Annotated in this window: 21 protein-coding genes and 1 riboswitch; of the genes, 5 read left to right on the top strand and 16 right to left on the bottom strand. The window is 73.3% G+C overall.

The window, feature by feature from the left end; translation table 11 throughout:
• Nucleotides 1–128: 128 nt before the first annotated feature.
• The 6 genes from D7223_RS21855 to D7223_RS21830 all read right to left on the bottom strand — a co-directional run bounded on the left by D7223_RS21855 (nt 129) and on the right by D7223_RS21830 (nt 6,315).
• Nucleotides 129–2,147: an acyl-CoA dehydrogenase family protein gene (locus D7223_RS21855; RefSeq protein WP_120730289.1), complete on the bottom strand. Its 2,019-nt coding sequence runs from the start codon at nt 2,145–2,147 to the stop codon at nt 129–131.
• Nucleotides 2,148–2,269: 122 nt separating this feature from the next.
• On the bottom strand, nt 2,270–2,773 hold the full coding sequence (locus tag D7223_RS21850) for a DUF6328 family protein (RefSeq protein ID WP_120730288.1): 504 nt from the start codon (nt 2,771–2,773) through the stop codon (nt 2,270–2,272).
• 132 nt (nt 2,774–2,905) lie between these two features.
• On the bottom strand, nt 2,906–3,670 hold the full coding sequence (locus tag D7223_RS21845; RefSeq protein ID WP_420330338.1) for a sugar isomerase domain-containing protein: 765 nt from the start codon (nt 3,668–3,670) through the stop codon (nt 2,906–2,908).
• A 6-nt stretch (nt 3,671–3,676) separates the two neighbouring features.
• Nucleotides 3,677–4,507, bottom strand: coding sequence for an alpha/beta fold hydrolase (locus D7223_RS21840; RefSeq protein WP_120730287.1), 831 nt, complete (start codon nt 4,505–4,507; stop codon nt 3,677–3,679).
• A gap of 30 nt (nt 4,508–4,537) precedes the next feature.
• Nucleotides 4,538–5,314, bottom strand: a complete 777-nt coding sequence (locus D7223_RS21835) for a TIGR03943 family putative permease subunit (RefSeq protein WP_120730286.1) — start codon at nt 5,312–5,314, stop codon at nt 4,538–4,540.
• Nucleotides 5,311–6,315, bottom strand: coding sequence for a permease (locus tag D7223_RS21830; protein ID WP_202864682.1), 1,005 nt, complete (start codon nt 6,313–6,315; stop codon nt 5,311–5,313). The genes D7223_RS21835 and D7223_RS21830 overlap by 4 nt, the downstream gene beginning before the upstream one ends.
• 282 nt (nt 6,316–6,597) lie before the next feature.
• Nucleotides 6,598–6,703: riboswitch (TPP riboswitch) on the top strand.
• Nucleotides 6,704–6,776: 73 nt separating this feature from the next.
• On the opposite strand from D7223_RS21830, the gene D7223_RS21825 reads away from it, so the two are divergent.
• From D7223_RS21825 to D7223_RS21815, 3 genes are all read left to right on the top strand, one after another.
• Nucleotides 6,777–7,370 (top strand): ECF transporter S component, encoded by a 594-nt coding sequence (locus D7223_RS21825; protein ID WP_120730285.1) that lies wholly within the window; start codon nt 6,777–6,779, stop codon nt 7,368–7,370.
• A 136-nt stretch (nt 7,371–7,506) separates the two neighbouring features.
• Complete coding sequence (locus D7223_RS21820; RefSeq protein WP_120730284.1) at nt 7,507–8,940, top strand: ABC transporter ATP-binding protein; 1,434 nt, start codon at nt 7,507–7,509, stop codon at nt 8,938–8,940.
• Entirely contained in the window at nt 8,937–9,740 is an 804-nt protein-coding gene (locus D7223_RS21815) for an energy-coupling factor transporter transmembrane component T family protein (RefSeq protein ID WP_120730283.1), read from the top strand. Before D7223_RS21820 ends, D7223_RS21815 begins: the two co-directional genes overlap by 4 nt.
• Before the next feature lie 60 nt (nt 9,741–9,800).
• On the opposite strand, the gene D7223_RS21810 is transcribed toward D7223_RS21815, so the two are convergent.
• A complete protein-coding gene (locus D7223_RS21810) occupies nt 9,801–10,034 on the bottom strand; it encodes a hypothetical protein (RefSeq protein WP_120730282.1) in 234 nt (77 codons plus the stop codon).
• A 383-nt stretch (nt 10,035–10,417) separates the two neighbouring features.
• Here D7223_RS21810 and gndA point away from each other — a divergent pair, with 383 nt between their 5' ends.
• Nucleotides 10,418–11,860: an NADP-dependent phosphogluconate dehydrogenase gene (gene gndA, locus D7223_RS21805; protein ID WP_120730281.1), complete on the top strand. Its 1,443-nt coding sequence runs from the start codon at nt 10,418–10,420 to the stop codon at nt 11,858–11,860.
• A gap of 170 nt (nt 11,861–12,030) precedes the next feature.
• Here gndA and D7223_RS21800 read toward each other — a convergent pair whose 3' ends face one another.
• From D7223_RS21800 to recO, 4 genes are all read right to left on the bottom strand, one after another.
• On the bottom strand, nt 12,031–12,276 hold the full coding sequence (locus tag D7223_RS21800; RefSeq protein WP_238162156.1) for a thioredoxin reductase: 246 nt from the start codon (nt 12,274–12,276) through the stop codon (nt 12,031–12,033).
• Between the two features lie 98 nt (nt 12,277–12,374).
• Nucleotides 12,375–12,560, bottom strand: coding sequence for a hypothetical protein (locus D7223_RS21795; protein WP_120730280.1), 186 nt, complete (start codon nt 12,558–12,560; stop codon nt 12,375–12,377).
• A gap of 64 nt (nt 12,561–12,624) precedes the next feature.
• Nucleotides 12,625–13,425, bottom strand: a complete 801-nt coding sequence (locus D7223_RS21790; RefSeq protein WP_192902349.1) for an isoprenyl transferase — start codon at nt 13,423–13,425, stop codon at nt 12,625–12,627.
• An 8-nt stretch (nt 13,426–13,433) separates the two neighbouring features.
• Nucleotides 13,434–14,240 (bottom strand): DNA repair protein RecO, encoded by an 807-nt coding sequence (recO, locus tag D7223_RS21785; RefSeq protein WP_120730278.1) that lies wholly within the window; start codon nt 14,238–14,240, stop codon nt 13,434–13,436.
• A 102-nt stretch (nt 14,241–14,342) separates the two neighbouring features.
• Between recO and D7223_RS21780 the strand changes: the two genes are divergently transcribed.
• Nucleotides 14,343–15,119 carry a DUF4097 family beta strand repeat-containing protein gene (locus D7223_RS21780; RefSeq protein ID WP_120730277.1) on the top strand — a complete coding sequence of 259 codons (777 nt, stop codon included), beginning with the start codon at nt 14,343–14,345 and terminating at the stop codon, nt 15,117–15,119.
• Here D7223_RS21780 and D7223_RS21775 read toward each other — a convergent pair.
• The 5 genes from D7223_RS21775 to ybeY all read right to left on the bottom strand — a co-directional run bounded on the left by D7223_RS21775 (nt 15,106) and on the right by ybeY (nt 19,416).
• On the bottom strand, nt 15,106–16,194 hold the full coding sequence (locus D7223_RS21775; RefSeq protein WP_120730276.1) for an acyltransferase family protein: 1,089 nt from the start codon (nt 16,192–16,194) through the stop codon (nt 15,106–15,108). The two genes, D7223_RS21780 and D7223_RS21775, sit on opposite strands and share 14 nt — an antisense overlap.
• 79 nt (nt 16,195–16,273) lie before the next feature.
• Nucleotides 16,274–17,179 carry a GTPase Era gene (gene era, locus D7223_RS21770; RefSeq protein WP_120730275.1) on the bottom strand — a complete coding sequence of 302 codons (906 nt, stop codon included), beginning with the start codon at nt 17,177–17,179 and terminating at the stop codon, nt 16,274–16,276.
• Nucleotides 17,176–17,562 carry a cytidine deaminase gene (locus tag D7223_RS21765; protein WP_120730274.1) on the bottom strand — a complete coding sequence of 129 codons (387 nt, stop codon included), beginning with the start codon at nt 17,560–17,562 and terminating at the stop codon, nt 17,176–17,178. Before D7223_RS21765 ends, era begins: the two co-directional genes overlap by 4 nt.
• Nucleotides 17,555–18,967: a hemolysin family protein gene (locus tag D7223_RS21760; RefSeq protein ID WP_120730273.1), complete on the bottom strand. Its 1,413-nt coding sequence runs from the start codon at nt 18,965–18,967 to the stop codon at nt 17,555–17,557. Before D7223_RS21760 ends, D7223_RS21765 begins: the two co-directional genes overlap by 8 nt.
• A complete protein-coding gene (gene ybeY / locus D7223_RS21755; protein WP_120730272.1) occupies nt 18,943–19,416 on the bottom strand; it encodes an rRNA maturation RNase YbeY in 474 nt (157 codons plus the stop codon). Before ybeY ends, D7223_RS21760 begins: the two co-directional genes overlap by 25 nt.
• Nucleotides 19,417–19,431 lie beyond the last annotated feature (15 nt).

The following is a 19,431-nucleotide window of genomic DNA, read 5'->3' as shown; positions in this document are numbered from 1 at the left end:
GCCGGGCCAGACCCGGCCCGGCCCGGCCCGCGACAGAGCCAGCCAGGCCAGCGGTAGAGCCGCGCCGACGGCCAAGCCCGACCAGCGGTAGAGCCGGGCCGACAACAGGCCGCCAGCGGCCGGGCGGGTCAGGACGGCGGCGGGATGCGGCGGCGGACGTCGCTGGCCTCCGAGGGACCCGGTGACCATCCGGCCACCCAGGGCAGGTCGGCCGGTGGGGTGAGTACGCCCTCCTCCAGTGCGGCGTAGCGGCCGGCGAGGATGCGCTTCGCGGCGGCCACGTCGACCGAGTCGGTGTTCTCCCAGAGGGCGGTGAACAGCGCGTCGACGCGGACCCGGGCCTGCCGGCAGAACAGGTCGGCCAGTTCCACGTTCTCCGGGCGGGTGTCCCGCTCGGCGTGCGCCCGGACGCAGACCGCGGACATCGCGAACAGCTCCGCGCCGATGTCCACCACCCGGCCGAGGAACGCCTGCTTGCGCTCCATCTTTCCCTGCCAGCGGGACATCGCGTAGAACGTCGACCGGGCCAGCTTGCGCGACGCCCGCTCGACGTGGCGCAGGTGGCCGGCGAGGTGGCCGTACTCGGCGTACGCACCGGGGGTCTGGCCCTTGCCGACCGCGAGGGTCGGCAGCCACCTCGCGTAGAACGCGCCGGCCCGTGCCCCGGCGCGGGCCTTGCGGCCGAGGCCGGCGTCCGGGTCGATGATGTCGCCGGCGACGGAGAGGTGCGCGTCGACCGCCTCCCGGGCGATGAGCAGGTGCATGATCTCGGTCGAGCCCTCGAAGATCCGGTTGATCCGCAGGTCGCGCAGCATCTGCTCGACGGCCGCCGGGCGCTCGCCCCGGGCCTGGAGCGACTCGGCGGTCTCATATCCCCGGCCACCGCGGATCTGGACCAGCTCGTCGGCGACCTTCCAGGCCATCTCGCTGGCGTAGAGCTTGACCAGGGCCGCCTCGATGCGGATGTCGTTGCGGTCGTCGTCGGCGAGCAGGCAGCACAGGTCCAGCATGGTCTCCATGCCGTACGTGGTGGCGGCGATGAAGGACAGCTTCTGGGCCACCGCCTCGTGCTCGCCCACCGGCCGGCCCCACTGGACCCGGTCGGCGGCCCAGTCGCGGGCCACGTTCAGCGCCCACTTGCCGGCGCCGACGCACATCGCCGGCAGCGACAGCCGGCCGGTGTTCAGCGTGGTCAGGGCGATCTTCAGTCCCTTGCCCTCGCCGCCGATGACGTTCTCGGCCGGCACCAGGACGTCGTGGAAGCGGGTGACGCTGTTCTCCAGGCCGCGCAGGCCGATGAAGGCGTTCCGGCGTTCCACCGTGATGCCCTCGGAGTCGCCGTCCACCACGAACGCGGTGATCCCGCCGCGCCGTCCCTCGGCGGCCGGTACCCGGGCCATCACCACCAGCAGGGTGGCCACCGTGCCGTTGGTGGCCCACAGCTTGACCCCGTTGAGCCGGTAGCCGGTGCCGTCCGGCGTCGGCTCGGCGGTGGTGGCCAGTCGGGCCGGGTCGGAGCCCACGTCCGGTTCGGTGAGCAGGAAGGCGGACACCTCACCGGCGGCGAGCCGGGGCAGGAAGCGCTGCTTCTGCTCGGCGGTGCCGAACATCTTGAGTGGCTGGGGCACGCCGATGGACTGGTGCGCGGAGAGGAGCGCGCCGATGGCCGGGCTGACCGAGCCGGCCAGCATCAACGCCCGGCAGTAGTGCAGGTTGCTCAGCCCGAGACCGCCGTACGAGCGGTCGATCTTCATGCCGAACGCGCCGAGCCGGCTCAGCCCCTGGAACACCTCGTCCGGGATGGACGCGTCCCGTTCGACGGCCGCACCATCCACTTCGGACGTTAAGTAGTCCCGCAGGTCGCCGAGGAACTCGTCGGCACGGGCGACGTCCGCCGGATCGGGTTGGGGCCACGGGTCGATCAGGTCGAGCCGGAGCCGGCCCAGGAAGAGTTCCTTGCCGAAGCTCGGCCGGTCCCAGGCGGACTCCCGGGCCGCCTCGGCGACCCGACGAGCTTCCTTCTCGGACACCTGGCCGGCCTCCGTCGGCAGGGGTCCGGCGCCACCGGCGGCGGTGACCCGATCGGTGGCCGGCTGGTCGGGGCCGGAACCGTCCGGCGCGGGTCGGCTGTTCTGGGTGGTGGTCACGGCTGCCCCCTCGAACCTCGGTCCGACTGCATCGACGTACGCGACACAGAAAACGCTACCCCCGGGTGTTACCCAGGGGTAGCGTTCGGTAAAGATCGAGTCGCGTCGTTTTCGTCGCCCGGTCAGTCTCCGCTGCCGGCACTCGGGTCGTCGTCCTCGTCGTCGACGTCGTCCTCACCCCAGTTGCGCCGGGCGAACGGCAGGATCACCCAGAAGGTGAGGAACCACAGGCCGGTCAGGGCGCTGAGCAGGAAGGCGATCGGCCGGTCCAGCACGAAGTCGGTGATCAGCAGGACCGCGGACACCATCGCGATCAGCATGAAGAAGAGCCCACCGCTGGCCATCCGGTGCGCGAACCGGACCATCTCCGGTTTGCGCCCCTGCCGGAACAGCGCCCGGTGGAACGCCACCGGCGAGATGATCATCGCGGTGGCGGCCGCCGCGGCGAGCAGCGCCACGATGTACACGTCCTTCTGGAAACCCGTCGTACGGGTGAAGCCGTTGCTGAACGGCAGGGTGAGCAGGAAGGCGAAGAGGATCTGCACCCCCGTCTGGGCGACCCGCAACTCCTGCAGCAGATCGGCGAAGTTGCGCTGCCAGCGCTGCTTCTCGGTTTCCTTGGACAACGCACAACCTCCGGTCAGACGTTACTGCCGCCGGGTGGGCCCGACGGCAGCATCGCTGATGCCCGATAGCGTTGATCGTGAAACCGGTTCGGACGCCGGCCGTTCACCCCTCCGACGCCGGCTGACCACCGGTCAGGAACCGCGGCGGATACGACCGGCGTACCGGGCCTCCAGGGCGTCGTTGTGCGCGTCGCCGCCGGCGATGTTGGCCGACAGGTAGACCGGGGGCCGCTCCCCCGCCGCCAGCAGCCGGGCCACCACCTCGACGGTGATCTGCTGCGCCAGCAACGCGGCGGTGATCGAGGAGACCGCGCCGACCGCGCCGCCGCCGGGCAACGGCAGGGTCGCGTCGCCGTACGGGGCGCCGTTGTCCAGGACCACGTCGGCGAAGTCGGCGAGCCGCCGCCCGGACGGGTGGCGGGACGTCATCCGGCCGGAGTGCTCGGCCGAGGTGATCGCGACCAGGCCGTGCCCCCTCTCCCGGACCAGCGCGGCGAACTCCACCATCGCCCCGTTGACCCCGGAGTTGGAGGCGAGCACGAAGACGTCCTGCGGGCGGACCGGGGCCAGCGCGTAGAGGCGGTGCGCCACCGACGGATCGCGTTCCAGCAGCGGCCCGAGCAGGTCGGGCGACTCACCGCCGCGCAGCACCAGATCCCGCAGGGCGATCCGGTTGGTCGGCACCAGCCCGCCGGCCCGGCCGGCGATCTCCATGGCGAGGGCCTCGGAGTGGCCGGTGCCGAAGGCGTGCACCACACCGTCGGCGCGGATCGCCGCGGCGATCAGGTCGGCGGCCCGCCCCACCGCCTCGCGCTGGCTCTCCGCCACCCGGCGCATCGTCGCGGTCACCGTCGCCAGGTAGTCGTCACCGCTCGGCGTCACGTCGTCTCCGTCCATCCGGGGTCAGGCCACCTCACGTACGCGGGCCAGGATCGCCTCGGCCAGCGGCGCGGGAGCCTGGTCCGGGATCCAGTGGCTGACCCCGGGCAGCGCGACGAACCGGTAGTCACCGGTCACCTGGCCGGCGCAGGCCTCGGCGGCGGTGCGCCCGACCGCGATGTCCCGGTCGCTCCACACGAACGTGGTCGGCACCGACACCTTCGGCGTGCCCGCCATCGCGGTGCGGGACATCGCCCGGTACCAGTTCAGCGCCGCCGTCAACGCGCCCGGTTCCCGCATCGGGTCGGCGTAGGTGGCCACCCGCCGGTCGTCGCCGACCCCGTGCAGCATTCGCCGCAGTCCGGTGGCGTGCAACGCCAGCAGCGCCTTCTCCGCCTTGCCTGGCTGGCGGAAGAGCACGATGTACGCCGAGCGCGCCTTCTGCTGCGGGTCGTTGGCCAGCGCGTACCCGAAAGCGGCCGGGTGCGGCACGGACACCGCGGTCAGCGTGCGGACCCGCTCCGGGTGCCGGGCGGCGAGGTCCCACGCGACGACGGCGCCCCAGTCGTGGCCGACCACGTGCGCCGCCGGCACGCCGAGGGCGTCCAGCACGGCCACCGCGTCGGCGACCAGTTCCGGCATCGCGTACGCCTCGACCGCCTCGGGCCGGGCGCCGGGCGAGTAGCCCCGCTGGTCGAGGGCGTACGTGCGCAGGCCGGCGGCGTGCAGGGCGGGCGCCACGCGGTCCCACTCGCCGCCGTGCTGGGGGAACCCGTGCAGCAGGAGCACGGGCTCGCCGTCCTCCGGCCCACCGGCGCGTACGTCGAAGGTCAGCCCTCGTGCCTCGATCCGCATGATCGGCAGCCTACCCAGGCCGGGTGACCGTCATTCGTACTGCCGCTTGGGCGCCGGCACCTGCGTCCAGGACTCGACGTCCAGGTAGGGGATCTCCGCGTCGTTGACCGGGTCCCGGGTGACCTGGTCGCTGTAGCGCCCGGTCACCTCCACCCAGGTGTCGTCCGCGAGGCCGGTGGGCGCGTTGCCGGTCATGCCCAGCTTCACCGGGCGGCCGTCGGCGGCGCAGCAGGAGAGCACCATCCGGGCGAGGATCGGCCGGCCGTCCGGGCCGGCGGTGATGAAGCCGGTGAGCCGCACCCGGCGGTCGCCGATGGAGGTGCCCTTGTCGAACAGCGCCCGGGAGGCGTAGTCCAGCACGCTCACCTGGACCGGGTCACCGGCGGGCAGCGGCGGGTAGTCCGACGGTTGCTGCTGGCTGGACAGGGCGGTGCCGGCCTGCCCGGCCGCGTACGACCCGAGGGCCGGCGGGGCGACCAGCAGCAGGCCGAGCACGGGCAGGATCAGCAGCCACCCGACGCGCGGCTCGTGGTGCCCGTGACCGTCGTCGTGCCCGTGCCCGTCGGGGTCGCCGGGGCCGTGGGAGCCGTCGGGTCCGGTCGCGCCGGCCGGGGCCGGGATGGGCCGGGCCGGGCGCAGCTCGTACCAGAGGGTCATGATCGCGGCGACCACCAGGAGGATCCCGGCGGCGACCAGGAAGGGACGCAGCCCCTCCTTGACGTAGTTGAGGTAGAGGTCGGTGAGGCTGGCGCGGATCACCGCACCGCCGAGCAGCAGCAGGATCACCGCCTGCGCCTGCCGGTTCACAGCAGCACCGCCCCGACGCCGACGGCGACCACGACGGCCACCACGAAGGTGGCCGGCGCGAACCGGGACGCGAACCGCCGGCCGAAGACGCCGGTCTGCATCGAGACGAGTTTCAGGTCGACCATCGGCCCCACCACCAGGAAGACGAGCCGGGACGTGAGCGAGAACTGCGACAGCGAGGCGGCGACGAAGGCGTCCGCCTCCGAGCAGATGGACAGCAGCACGGCGAGCACCGCCAGGGCCAGCACCGACAGCACCGGGTTGTCGGCGAGGGTCTGCAACCACCGCTCCGGCACCAGCACGTTGATGGTGGCCGCGGCCATCGCGCCGAGCACCAGGAAGCCACCGGCGTGGGTGACGTCGTGCCGGACCGCCGCCCAGAACGCCAGCCCGCGCGACCCGCTGTCCAACTCGGGGCGGCGGGGCAGCCGGATCCAGTCGGCGCGCCCCAGCCGGAGCCACAACCAGCCCATGACCATGGCGACGATCAGGCTGGCCACGCCCCGGGCGAGGACCATCTCCGGGTTGTTCGGAAAGGCGACCGCGGTCGCGGCGAGCACGATCGGATTGATCGCCGGGGCGGCGAGCAGGAAGGCCAGCGCGGCGGCCGGGGTGACCCCGCGCCGGATCAGCGAGCCGGCGATCGGGACCGCGCCGCACTCGCAGCCGGGCAGGACCACGCCGGCCGCGCTGGCCACCGGCACCGCGAGGGCCGGGTGCCGGGGCAGCGCCCGGGCCCAGAACGACCGGGGTACGAAGACGGCGATCGCCGCGGAGAGCAGCACCCCGAAGACCAGGAACGGCACCGCCTGCACCATGACCGAGACGAACACGGTGGTCCACGTCTGCAGGCGCGGCGACGAGAGCTGGCCGGCCAGCGGGTCCCGGAAGATGATCAGCAGGACGAGCAGCGCCGCGAGCACCTCGACCGAGCCGACCCGATCGCCGAGCCGGCGTCGGGGCCCGGCGGCGTCCGGTGGCTCGGTGACCCCCGCCGACACGTCCGGCGCGGGCACCCCGGTCGTCGGTTCCCGCTCCGTCGCGTCGTCGGGCCGGATGGAACGGTCGGTGTCCGGTGTCACGGGTGCATCCTTCTGCCGGGTGGCGGGGCCGGCGGGCTGAGACTACCGGCCGGAAGTCGAGTCCGTCGATGGATCGCGGCGACCCGGGCGTGGCGGCGCGCGGCGCGCCACCGGACCGGGGGGTCATCGGAGCCGGATGACCTGCGGAAAGATCACTTTGCCCGATGATCTTCGCAGGTGTTAGCGTCGACGAGACAACTTCACATCCGACAGGGGAGCGCACAGCGCTGAGAGTGCGGGCACCGCCCGCAGACCCTCGAACCTGATCTGGGTAATGCCAGCGCAGGGAGTTCGGTCGACCTCCAGCATCGTCGCCGTCCGGGCAGTTCCGGGCGCGGCGTGCGTCTTCTCCTGGTTCACCGTCTGGACTGGGAGCAATCATGAACGACCACACCGGCACCAACCGGTGGCGCACGATCGACATCGTCGTGGCCTCCGTCCTCGCCGTCGCCTTCGGCGTCATCTTCTGGGCCTGGGGCCTGCTCTGGACCGCCACCGAGGGCGCGTTCGCCTTCTTCCCGCCGGCGCAGGCTGTCCTCTACGGCATCTGGCTGCTCCCCGGCGTGCTCGGGGGGCTCGTCATCCGCAAGCCGGGCGCGGCCTTCTACTGCGAGTTCCTGGCCGCGTTCATCTCGGTGCTGCTGGGCAGCCAGTGGGGCACGGTGGCGATCCTCCAGGGCGCGTTCCAGGGCGTCGGCGCGGAGTTGGCCTTCGCCGCCTTCCGGTACCGCTCGTTCCGCCTGCCGGTGGCCCTGCTCTCCGGCGCCCTCGCCGGCCTGGCCGCGGCGATCTTCGACCAGGGCCGCTACTACGCGGCCCTGGACCTGTGGAGCGCCCGGGTGCCGATCTTCGTGATCACCGTGCTCAGCGCCACGGTCATCGCGGGGGCCGGCGCCTGGTACCTGACCCGGGCGCTGGCCCGCACCGGAGTCCTGGACCGCTTCCCCGCCGGCCGCGAACGAATCCCGGTCTAACCGCCCACCCCCCCGTGTTGATCAAGAAGTTTGCGTCAAGGAACGGCGTTTTTCTGACGCAAACTTCTTGATCAACGGCTGGGGGCGGGGTGGGTGGTGGGGGGGACGGGTGGGTGGGGCGGAGGGGGTGGGTGTGGTGGGGGCGGTGGAGCTGCGGGGGTTCGGGTGGCGGCACGCCGGGCGGCTCGCCTGGGCCGTACGCGGGCTGGACCTGCGGATCGAGCGGGGTGAGCGGGTGCTGCTGCTCGGGCCCTCGGGCGCGGGCAAGAGCACCCTGCTGGCCGCGCTCGCCGGCCTGCTGGCCGAGGACTCCGGCGAGCAGGAGGGCACCGTCGAGATCGACGGGCTGGACCCGCGCAAGGACCGCGAGCGCGTGGGCATCGTCTTCCAGGACCCGGAGACCCAGCTGGTCATGTCGCGCTGCGGCGACGACGTGGCGTTCGGGCTGGAGAACCGGGGCGTACCGGCCACCGAGATCTGGCCCCGGGTGGACGAGGCGCTGCGCCGGGTCGGCTTCCCCTACCATCGCGACCGCCCCACCGCCGCCCTCTCCGGCGGCGAGCAGCAGCGTCTGGCCCTGGCCGGCGCGCTCGCGCTGCGCCCCGAACTGCTGCTGCTCGACGAGCCCACCGCCAACCTCGACCCGGCCGGCGCCGCACTGGTCCGCGAGGCGGTGGCCCGGTCGGTGGACGCCGACACCACGCTGATCCTGGTGGAGCACCGGGTCGCCGAGGCGTTGCCGCTGGTCGACCGGGTGGTCGTGCTGGCACCGGGGGGCGGCGTCCGGGCCGACGGCACCCCGGAGGCGGTCTTCGGCGCGCACGGTGACGCGCTGGCCGCCGAGGGGGTCTGGGTGCCCGGCCGGCCGGTGCCGCCCCGCCGGGGCACCGCGCCCGCCGGCGACGTGTTGCTCACCGCCGACCGGCTCGGCCTGCCGCCCCGGCTGGCCGCCGTCGACCTGACCGTACGCGCCGGCGAGGCGCTGGCCGTGCTCGGCCCGAACGGCGCCGGCAAGTCCACCCTGGCGCTGCTGCTCGGCGGGCTGCTCAAGCCGGGTACCGGCCGGGTCGCCGCGTCGACCGAGCTGGCCGGGGCCGATGCCCGCACTGCCCCGCACCGCTGGCGGGCGCCCGCGCTGACCCGCCGGATCGGGTCGGTCTTCCAGGACCCGGAGCACCAGTTCGTCACCGGCACCGTCTTCGACGAGCTGGCGTTGGGCCCGCGCCGCACCGGGCGCACCGAGCCGGAGGTACGCGCCACCGTCGACGGGCTGCTGGAGCGGCTGCGGTTGACCAGGCTGGCGCGCGCCAACCCGTACACCCTCTCCGGTGGTGAGGCGCGGCGGCTGAGTGTGGCCACGGCCCTGGCCACCGCGCCCCGCCTGCTGATCTGTGACGAGCCGACCTTCGGCCAGGACCGGCGGACGTGGCGGGAGCTGGTCGATCTGCTCGCCGAGTTGCGTGACGCCGGGCACGGTCTGGTCACCGTCACCCACGACACGGAGTTCGTGGACGCGCTCGCCGACCGGCGGGTCCTGCTGGACCGGCCGACGGCCCAGGTGCCGTCGTGATCGGGCTGGTCGAGCCGGTGGCCCGGCCGGACGCGCCGCTGGCCCGGCGGAACCCGGTGGCGAAGCTGGCGGCGGCGCTGGTCTTCTCGGTCATCCTCATCGTCACCCTGGACCCGGTGGCCCCGGCGATCGCCATCGCCGTGGAACTCGCGGTGCTGCCGCTCTTCGGCGTGCATCCCCGGGTGCTGGCCCGGCGGGCCTGGCCGCTGCTGCTCGCGGGCGCCGGCATCCTGGTCACCCTGGTGCTGTTCGCCGCCGACCGCTCGGGGCGGATGCTGTTCGAGGCCGGGCCGGTCGTGGTCACCTCGGGGGTGCTGGTCACCGCGCTCGGGCTGGTGCTCCGGGTGTTCGCGGTCGCGCTTCCGGGGGTGATCGTCTTCGCCACCACCGACCCGACCGACCTGGCCGACGCGCTGGTGCAGAACGCGAAGGCACCGGCCCGTTTCGCCATCGGCGCGCTGGCCGCGTTCCGGCTGGTGCCGCTGCTCGGCCAGGAGTGGCAGATGATCACCCTGGCCCGCCGGGCGCGCGGCGTGGACGCCGGCCGCGACCCGGTGGCCCGGTTGCGACTCTTCGCCTCCACCGGATTCGCGCTGCTGGTCGGCGCGATCCGCCGGGGCACCCGGCTGGCGGTGGCGATGGACGCCCGCGGCTTCGACGCCGGCACCCCCCGCACCGTGGCGCGTCGCCAGCACTTCGGCGTCGCCGACGCGCTCCTGATCGCCGGCGCGACCGCGCTGGCGTCCGCGGCCGTCGCCACCAGCGTCCTGCTCGGCACCTTCCGCCCGCTGATCAGCTGACGAACCCGCCGCACGGCCCCCGGGGGCGGTGTCCGGTCGACACCGCCCCCGGCGTGCCGGTCAGCTGCGACGGAACGCGTACCGGCGGTTCTGTCCGGCCTGCTGACCGCGGCCGGTGACGCGCCGCCCGCCGGAGACCGGCGGACCGGCCTTCGGCGGCGTGGGCCGTCCGCCCGGCAACGGCGGTACCACCGGTGCGACCGCGACGTCGTCGAGGTTCACCGGGGTCAGGTCGTCGACCGACGGCGTCGGGTCGGGTGTACGGGACGTGCTGGCTCTGCGTCGGGCGGGCATCCGTGCCTCCTCCTCGGCGGACCCTCGCGGCGGCACCGGAGGGTCCACTGTGTGTGGTGACCGTCGGCGAGGACGGTCGGACGGGATCGGACTGCTCACCGGGACCGACCACGGACCACACCACCGACCGTGGGTCGGGTGGGGATGCGGACGCCCGGGAGCCTGCGGGCCCGCGGCACGGGGCGGCGGGCCGGCTCGGAGACGGGGCGTCACTTGCGCATGACCGCAGACTAGATCCCGGCGCGATCCCGCGCAGCCGAATTATCCGGCGACACCGGCCGCGACCCGCCGGTCACCACCCGTGGACGGCGTCGGGCACGGCGCGGCGGGGCGCGATACGGTCGCAGCGGCAGGAGTCTCGACGGCGGAGGGTGGCGAAACGCATGGCGGATCAGGCGACGGCGCAGATCGGCGTGACCGGGCTGGCGGTGATGGGCCGCAACCTGGCCCGCAACCTGGCGCGCAACGGCTTCACCGTGGCGGTGCACAACCGTTCACCGGAACGGACCCGCACCCTGGTCGCCGAGCACGGCGACGAGGGGACGTTCGTGCCGGCCGAGTCGCTGGCCGACTTCGTCGCGGCGCTGGAGCGGCCCCGCGCGGTGATCGTGATGGTCAAGGCGGGCGGTCCCACCGACGCGGTGATCGACGAGTTGGTGCCGCTGCTCGACGCGGGCGACATCGTGGTGGACTGCGGCAACGCGCACTTCGCCGACACCCGCCGCCGTGAGGAGGCGCTGCGGGAGCACGGGCTGCACTTCGTGGGCACCGGCGTCTCCGGCGGCGAGGAGGGTGCGCTGCTGGGGCCGAGCATCATGCCGGGCGGCTCGGCCGAGTCGTACCGCAAGCTCGGCCCGATCTTCGAGAAGATCGCCGCGCAGGTGGAGGGCACCCCGTGCTGCCGGCACGTCGGGCCGGACGGCGCCGGGCACTTCGTGAAGATGGTGCACAACGGCATCGAGTACGCCGACATGCAGCTCATCGCCGAGGCCTACGACCTGCTGCGGGTGGGCCTGTCGGCGGAGCCGGCGGAGATCGCCGAGATCTTCCGCGGCTGGAACTCCGGCGAGTTGGAGTCCTTCCTCATCGAGATCACCGCCGACGTGCTGGCGCACACCGACGCCGGCACCGGCCGGGCGTTCGTCGACGTGGTGCGCGACCAGGCCGAGCAGAAGGGCACCGGCCGGTGGACCGTGCAGATCGCCCTCGACCTGGGCATCCCGATCACCGGCATCGCCGAGGCCACCTTCGCCCGGTCGCTGTCCGGGCACGCCGACCAGCGCGAGGCCGCCCGCGCCGCGTTCGGCGACGTGGGCGAGAAGTGGCAGGTCAGCGACCGGGAGGCCTTCGTCGAGGACGTGCGGCGCGCGTTGCTGGCGAGCAAGATCGTGGCGTACGCGCAGGGCTTCGACCAGATCCGCGCCGGCAGCCGGGAGTACGACTGGGACATCGACCTCGGCGGCACCGCCACCATCTGGCGGGGCGGCTGCATCATCCGGGCCCGCTTCCTGGACCGGATCCGGCAGGCGTACGACGAGCAGCCCGAACTGCCCACCCTGCTGGTGGCGCCGTGGTTCGCCGACACCGTGCGCGACGGGGTGCCGAGCTGGCGGCGGGTGGTCGCCGACGCGGCCCGCGCGGGAGTGCCGGCGCCGGCGTTCGCGTCGTCGCTGGCGTACTTCGACGCCCTGCGCGCCGAGCGGCTGCCCGCCGCGCTGATCCAGGGCCTGCGGGACAACTTCGGCGCGCACACCTACCACCGGGTCGACCGCGAGGGCAGCTTCCACACCCTCTGGTCCGGTGACCGCACCGAAGTGGAGGGCTGAACGAATCTGTCCGGCAGGGCGGCCACTGCCCCGCTCGGACAGGAGGTGGGTCGGCGTCGGGTCCACGAGTTCGAGACGTGTTCCTGCGAACTCGCGGGGCCGGCGCCTCCCCCACCGATCGCTTCCACGGACGGAATCACCGTGGAGCCGAGGAGCAGACACTGACCGGGTCACCACGCCCGCTGGCCGGTCTCGGTGGGCGCCCAGGTCAGAGCCGGTTCTCCGGTGGCCAACTCGGCGATCTCCCCGGACCGCAGCTCCGGCGCGTGACCCAGCTCCCGGCAGTGCCGTTCGGCGATCTCGGCACAGATCCCGGCGACCTGGTCGCGGAGCGGGTCACCGAGGTCCACCGCGTCCAACGCCATGATCATCTTGTCCTGAAGGTCCCGCACGTCCCCGCCCCCGACCGTCGGCACGTCCTGTCCCGATCCTAGGTGGCGGTGAGCGACCCGGAGCCCGGATGCGCGACGGCGCCGTCCCCGGGGGTCGGGGGGACGGCGCCGTCGCGAGCCGGTCAGAAGAAGCGACGCCGCTTGGCCTTCTCGGGCCGCAGCATGTCCGCTCCCTTGGTGAGCAGTCGGGTGACCCCGGAGGGGCCACGGCGGGCCTCCAGCGTGTGACTCAGCCGGCGCGCGCCGGCCGCCGCCACGGGCACCGCGATTGCCATCACCGCCCACTGGGCAATGCGCTTCTGGATCATGTGGGTTCACCTCCGTCAGTGGCTGCTGAGAAAGGTGTTACCCCGTCGTGCCCGACGGTATGCCTCAGGTGGTGGGGGCCACCGGGTTCGGCAGCGCACCGCCGAAGCGGCGGTCCCGCTGGGCGTACAACTCGCAGGCGTACCAGAGGTGCCGGCGGTCGAAGTCCGGCCAGAGCGTGTCCAGGAAGACCAGTTCGGCGTACGCGGTCTGCCAGAGCAGGAAGTTCGAGATCCGTTCCTCGCCGGACGGGCGCAGGAAGAGGTCCACCTCCGGGACCTCCGGGTGGTAGAGATATTTCGCCACCGTCTTCTCGTTGACCTTCGCCGGGTCCAGCCGGCCGGCCGCGACGTCCCGGGCGATGGCCGCCGCCGCGTCGCCGATCTCGGCCTGCCCGCCGTAGTTGACGCAGAACTGGAGGGTCAGCGTCGAGTTGTCCCGGGACATCTCCTCGGCGGTCTGGAGTTCCGAGATGACGCTCTTCCACAGCCGCCCCGCGCGACCCGACCAGACGACCCGTACGCCCAGGTCGACGAGCTGGTCGCGGCGACGCCGGATGACGTCCCGGTTGAAGCCCATCAGGAAGCGGACCTCGTCCGGCGAGCGCCGCCAGTTCTCGGTGGAGAAGGCGTACGCCGACAGGTAGGGGATGCCCATCTCGATGGCGCCCTCCACGGTGTCGAAGAGGCTGTGCTCGCCCTGCTCGTGACCCTTCGTGCGGGGCAGGCCGCGGTCCTTGGCCCACCGACCGTTGCCGTCCATGACGATCGCCACGTGCCTCGGCACCGCGTCGGCCGGCAGCGCCGGCGGCCGGGCCCCCGACGGGTGGGGTGTCGGCGGCACCGGCGCACGCCGGCCGGCCCTCATCGATCGGATCACTCGGTCATCTCCCTGCTCGCACCGTCCGCGCCGGCCCCGGCACTCCGGTCGACCAGCGGCAGCGAGCGTAACGCGCGTTCCAGGTGCCACTGCAGGTGCGCCGCGACCAGGCCGCTGCATTCCCGGCGTACGCCGGTCTCGGTCGCGTCGGCGACCACCCAGTCACCGGTGGCCAGCGCGGACATCAGGTCGATGGTGGCCGGGGCGGGGTGGGCCGCCCCGGGCGGCCGGCAGTCCGGGCAGACCGCCCCGCCGGCGGGCACCGAGAAGGCCCGGTGCCGGCCCGGTGTGCCGCAGACGGCGCAGGCGGTCAGGGCGGGCGCCCAGCCGGCCAGGGTCATCCCGCGCAGCAGGTAGGCGTCGAGCACCAGCGTGGTGGCGTGCTCGCCGCGGGCGAGGGCCTTCAGCGCGCCGAGGGTGAGCTGGAACATCCGCAGCGACGGCTCCCGCTCGACGGGGGTGAGGCGTTCCGCCGTCTCGGCGATGGCACTGGCCGCCGTGTAACGCGGGTAGTCGCCGAGGAACCGCTTGCCGTAGAGGTCGATCCCCTCGACCTGGCTGACGGTGTGCAGCGAGCTGCCCTGGTTGCCCTTCGGGTCCCCGGCGAGTTGGAGGTCGACGTGGCCGAACGGCTCCAGTCGGGCCCCGAAACGGGAGGTGGTGCGGCGTACGCCCCGGGCCACCGCGCGCAACCGGCCGTGCCGACGGGTGAGCAGGGTGATGATCCGGTCGGACTCGCCGAGCTTCTGCACGCGCAGGACCACCGCGTCGTCGCGGTGGAGCTGTCGGCGGTACCCGGCCATCGGGTCATTCTCCCTCGGGGTGGAAAATCAGGGTCGGCTCGGGGTGCGCGCGCGGCCGGACCCCGATGCGCGGCGGCGGAAACCGGCCGTAGCGTCCTGGTCATGGCTCTGCACCGGACCCCCGTCGCGCTCGGCGCGGTCACCGCGCTCATCCTCCTCGCCGGGTGCGACAACCTCTCCTTCCGGCGGCTCGACTTCGACGCCACCGAGGCGGTCCGGATCACCGACATCCGGGTCCTGCCCGGCGCCGGTGACGTCGTGGTCCGGGCCACCGGCGAGGCCGGCAAGGTGCGGATCAAGCGGGTGGTCCGCTACCAGGGCGGCGAACCCGACCAGACGTACGAGATCAGCGGCTCCGAGCTGGTGCTGGACACCGAGTGCGGCCAGGAGTGCACCGTCTCCTACGACGTCACCGCCCCGCCCGGGGTCAACGTGCGGGGCGAGACCGGCTCCGGGAACGTCGACCTGAGCAAGGTCGGCGCGGTGGACGTCGAACTCGGCTCCGGCGACCTGCGGATCACCGCGCCGACCGGCCCGGTGCACGCCGAGACCGGCTCGGGGTCGGTGGAGGTGGACGACGCCACGGAGGCGGTCGTCCTGCGGGTCTCCTCCGGCGACATCACCGCCCGGCGGGCGCGGGGCACCGTGGACGCCGAGGCCCAGTCGGGGAGGGTGACCGTGCACCTGGCCACGGTGACCTCCGCCCGGGTGCACGCCAGCAGCGGGGACGTCGAGCTGGTGGTGCCGGCCGGCGCGTACCAGGTCCGCTCCACCGCGCGGTCGGGCGAGGCGAACCTCGGCGTGCCGCACACGCCGGCCGCCGCGGCGGTCCTCGACGTCGCCACGGGCAGCGGCGACATCACGGTCAGCCAGCGTTGATCTCGACGGTCTCCGGTTCTCGCGCGGTCCGCTGCCGGGGCACCGTGGCCCGGCCGACCCCGGGACGGTCCGGGCGGCGGCCGCCGGGGACCAGTTCCGGTGGCCGGCGGGCGGCCACGTCCTCCACCCAGCCCACCGCCGCGGTGACGATCCCGACGAGCACGAAGACCAGCACCACCCGGACGGCCAGGCCCACCGGGTCCTGGTGGGTCCAGCCCATCACGCCGACCAGCGGGGTGAGCAGGACCACGAACGGCATGTGCCACAGGTAGACGGTGAGCGCCCGCCGGTTGAAGATCGTCACCACCCGGCTGAACGCGGCGCTGCGGTCCACCCAGGCGGTGCTCGCCGGGCCCCGCCCGAGCAGCACCAGGACGAAGCCCGCCGACCAGAGCGCGTTGGCCAGCGGGTTGTCGTTGAGGTCGTATCCGCGCGGCCCCGGGTGGGTGACGATCCACGCCCCGCCGGCGGCGGTCAGGACGAGCGCCAACGGCAGCAGCACCCGGTTGGCGAGCCGGCGCAGCATCCCGGCCTGGTGCGCGAAGCCGAGCAGCCAGGCGCCGAAATACAGGGCGAAGTCCCGGGCCGGCGCCGGCGCGGCCGGCCACAGCCCCACCTGCAACACCAACAGCAGGGCGTACGGGGCCAGCAGGGTGGGCAGCGGCGCGCGCCGGAACAGCCAGTGGGCGACCGGTGAGGCGAGCACGAACCAGAGGTAGTCGCGCAGGTACCAGATCACGCTCAGCGCCAGGGCCCCCCACCCGTTGGCCGGCGGATCGGCGATCGGGAAGAGCCAGAGCAGCACCCGCGGCGTCAACGGCAGCCCGGTGAGCAGCATGGCCGGCACGAACACGGCGGCGACCACCCACAACGACGGCAGCAGCCGACGCAACCGGCGCAGCACCGCGCCCGGCCCCCACTTCTGCAGCGAGGCGGCCATCAGGGAACCGGCCAGGGCGAACATCACCGACATGGCCGGGAACACCAGGGTCAGGGTGGCCCAACCGGTGACGTGGTAGACGACGACACGGACGATGGCGAGGAAGCGGAGCAGGTCCAGGTATCGGTTACGCATCAGCCTGAATCTGTGGCCGGGGGCAGGAGGCCTGCTTCCTACCCTCCGTCGCGCCCCCGGCAAACAACCAGCGATCCGGTCAGAATCCCAGTTTGCGCAACTGCTTCGGATCCCGCTGCCAGTCCTTCGCGACCCGTACGTGCAGGTCGAGGTAGACGCGGCTGCCGAGAAGTTCCTCGATCTGCTTGCGCGCCCGGGTGCCGACGTCCTTGAGCCGGCTGCCCCGGTGACCGATGACGATCGCCTTCTGGCTGGGCCGCTCGACGTAGAGATCGGCGTAGATCTTGATGAGCTGGCCCTCGGGGATCATCTCCTCCACCACCACGGCGATGGAGTGGGGCAGCTCGTCCCGGACGCCCTCCAGGGCGGCCTCCCGGACCAGCTCGGCGACCATCACCTGCTCCGGGTCGTCGGTGAGCATGTCGTCCGGGTAGAGCTGCGGCGACGGCGGCAGGTAGCCGGTCATCACGTCGACCAGGGTGTCCACCTGGTGCCCGCTGACCGCGCTGACCGGCACCACGGCGGCGAACTCGCCCAGCTCGCTGACCGCCAGCAACTGCTCGGCCAGACGCTTCTTGTCGACCAGGTCGGTCTTGGTGACCACGGCCAGCACGGTGGCCTTCAGCTCACTCAGCTCGCCGGTGATGAACCGGTCGCCCCGGCCGACCGGCTCGTCCGCCGGGATGCAGAGGCCGATCACGTCGACCTCGCTCCAGGTGGCCCGGACCAGGTCGTTCAGCCGCTCGCCGAGCAGCGTGCGCGGCCGGTGCAGGCCGGGGGTGTCGACCAGGACGAGCTGTGAGGTGGGCCGGTGCAGCACCGCCCGGATGATGTGCCGGGTGGTCTGCGGCTTGTTGGACGTGATCGCGATCTTGGTGCCGACGATCGCGTTGGTCAGCGTCGACTTGCCGGCGTTGGGCCGGCCCACGAAACACGCGAAGCCCGCACGGTACGGCTGGTCCCCACTGTCGGGCGCGCCCGTCACCCGGTCACCGTGCCGAGGACGGTGCCGTCCGGGGCGGCCAGGTGGACCGGCGCGTCGGCGGACAGGTCGCGTACCGCCGCGTGCCCGGCGCCGTCCAGCGTCGACGCCTCGGTCACCACCACCGCCGCCTCCAGCCGGCTGGCCCCCGCCGCCGCCGCCGAGGCGACGGCGAGCTGGAGCGCGGTGATGGCCAGCGAAGGAAGGGTGACGCTGGCCGCCGCGTACGTCCGGCCGTCCTGGTCCCGGACCGCAGCGCCCTCCACGGCGCCGACCCGGGCGCGGGCACCCCGCGCGAGGACGACCAGCTTGCCGTCCTCGGCGCTCAGCGCGACGGGGTCGGACGGGCTCGGCCGGGCGGCCGGCGCGGCGGGTGACTCAGGCATCTGCGGGTTGCCTCTCCTCGGATCGGTCGGTGTCGCCCCGGGGCCCGGTCTGCTCACCGCGCCCCGGCTCGTCCTGCGGGTCGGTCGACTCCACCCGGCTGACCAGCACGGTGTCGATCCGGTTGCGTCGGCCGGTGGTGCCCTCGGCGACCAGCCGGAGGCCGGCCACCTCGACCTGCGCACCCGGGATGGGCACCCGGCCCAGGGACTGCGCGAGCAGGCCGCCGACCGTCTCCACCTCGTCGGTGGGCAGTTCGGTGTCGAACAGCTCGCCCAGGTCCTCCACCGGGAGCCGTGCGGTCACCCGCACCGCCCCGCCGTCGAGGTGCTCCACGGGCGGGCGCTCGACATCGTACTCGTCGGTGATCTCACCGACGATCTCCTCCAGGATGTCCTCGATGGTGACCAGGCCGCCGGTGCCGCCGTACTCGTCGACGACGATGACCAGGTGGTTGCGGGCCGCCTGCATCTCCGACAGCAGGTCGTCGACCGGCTTGGACTCCGGGACGAACGTCGCCGGGCGCATCAGCTCGGCCACCGGAAGGTCCCGGTCCTCGTCCGCGCCGCCCTGGGTTCGCCGGATGAGGTCCTTGAGGTAGAGCACGCCGAGCACGTCGTCGACGCTCTCGCCGATCACCGGGATGCGGGAGAACCCGGAGCGGAGGAACAGCACCAGCGCCTGGGCGAGGGTCTTCCGTTCCTCGATCCACACCATCTCGGTACGCGGCACCATCACCTCCCGGGCGATGGTGTCGCCGAGCGCGAACACGGAATGGATCATCTGCCGTTCGCCGTGCTCCACGACGCCCCGCTGCTCGGCCAGGTCGACCAGCTCGCGCAGCTCCACCTGGGTGGCGAACGGGCCCTCGCGGAAGCCGCGTCCCGGGGTGACCGCGTTGCCGATCAGGATCAGCAGGGAGGCCAGCGGGTTGAGCGCCCGGCCCAGCCAGCGGACCAGCGGGGCGACCGCGCGACCCACCGCGTACGCGTGCTGCCGGCCGACGGTGCGCGGACCCACCCCGACCACGACGAAGCTGACCACGGTCATCGCACCGGCGGTGACCAACGCGGCCCGCCAGCCGGCACCGAAGCTGTCCACCGCGACCAGCGCCACCAGGGTGGTGGCGGTCAGCTCGGCCAGCAGCCGCAGCAGCAACAGCAGGTTGAGGTGGCGTACGACGTCACCGGCGACGGCCTGGAGCGCGCGGGCGCCGCGGGCGCCCTCCCGGGCCAGCTCGGCGGCCCGCGCCGGGGATACCGCGGCGAGCGCGGCCTCGGTCATCGCGATCAGCCCCGCCAGGCCGACCAGGCCGGCGGCGAAGACGATCAGTTGCAGGTCGGGTAGGCCGGCCGCGCCGGCCGCCACTGTGTGGGAGGACATCACCGCGACCGGGTCGACCGCCAGCTGCCCAGCAGTCGGGCCTGGAGCGCGAACATCTCCCGCTCCTCCTCCGGCTCGGCGTGGTCGTAGCCGAGCAGGTGCAGCACGCCGTGCACGGTGAGCAGGTGCAGCTCGTCGGCGGCGGTGTGCCCGGCGGCGGCCGCCTGCTTGGCCGCCACCTCCGGGCAGAGGACGATGTCACCGAGCAGCGCCGGCTCACCACCGGCGGCGGTGCTCTCCCCCGGGCCGTGGTCGACGCTGCCCTCGTCCATCGGGAAGGCGAGCACGTCGGTCGGCCCGTCGCCGCCCATCCAGCGATGGTTCAGCTCGCTCATGTAGTCGATGTCGACGAGCAGCACGGACAGCTCGGCGAGGGGGTTGACCCCCATCTCGTCGAGTGCGTGCCGGGCCACGGCGAGCACGGCATCGGTGTCGACCTCGACACCCGACTCGTTGGCGATTTCGATGGACAACAGTCTTCCCTCGGT

This window comes from Micromonospora endolithica (assembly GCF_003626595.1).
GTDB lineage: Bacteria > Actinomycetota > Actinomycetes > Mycobacteriales > Micromonosporaceae > Micromonospora > Micromonospora endolithica.
This window is presented reverse-complemented; position numbering and strand designations above follow the sequence as displayed.

Bases quoted from the DNA above. Each gene is read 5' to 3' on its own strand.
- D7223_RS21845 (WP_420330338.1), bottom strand. From the start codon at position 3,670: ATGGACGGAGACGACGTGACGCCGAGCGGTGACGACTACCTGGCGACG.
- D7223_RS21840 (WP_120730287.1), bottom strand. From the start codon at position 4,507: ATGCGGATCGAGGCACGAGGGCTGACCTTCGACGTACGCGCCGGTGGG.
- D7223_RS21825 (WP_120730285.1), top strand. From the start codon at position 6,777: ATGAACGACCACACCGGCACCAACCGGTGGCGCACGATCGACATCGTC.
- D7223_RS21810 (WP_120730282.1), bottom strand. From the start codon at position 10,034: ATGCCCGCCCGACGCAGAGCCAGCACGTCCCGTACACCCGACCCGACG.
- gndA (WP_120730281.1), top strand. From the start codon at position 10,418: ATGGCGGATCAGGCGACGGCGCAGATCGGCGTGACCGGGCTGGCGGTG.
- D7223_RS21795 (WP_120730280.1), bottom strand. From the start codon at position 12,560: ATGATCCAGAAGCGCATTGCCCAGTGGGCGGTGATGGCAATCGCGGTG.
- D7223_RS21790 (WP_192902349.1), bottom strand. From the start codon at position 13,425: ATGAGGGCCGGCCGGCGTGCGCCGGTGCCGCCGACACCCCACCCGTCG.
- recO (WP_120730278.1), bottom strand. From the start codon at position 14,240: ATGGCCGGGTACCGCCGACAGCTCCACCGCGACGACGCGGTGGTCCTG.
- D7223_RS21780 (WP_120730277.1), top strand. From the start codon at position 14,343: ATGGCTCTGCACCGGACCCCCGTCGCGCTCGGCGCGGTCACCGCGCTC.
- D7223_RS21775 (WP_120730276.1), bottom strand. From the start codon at position 16,194: ATGCGTAACCGATACCTGGACCTGCTCCGCTTCCTCGCCATCGTCCGT.
- D7223_RS21765 (WP_120730274.1), bottom strand. From the start codon at position 17,562: ATGCCTGAGTCACCCGCCGCGCCGGCCGCCCGGCCGAGCCCGTCCGAC.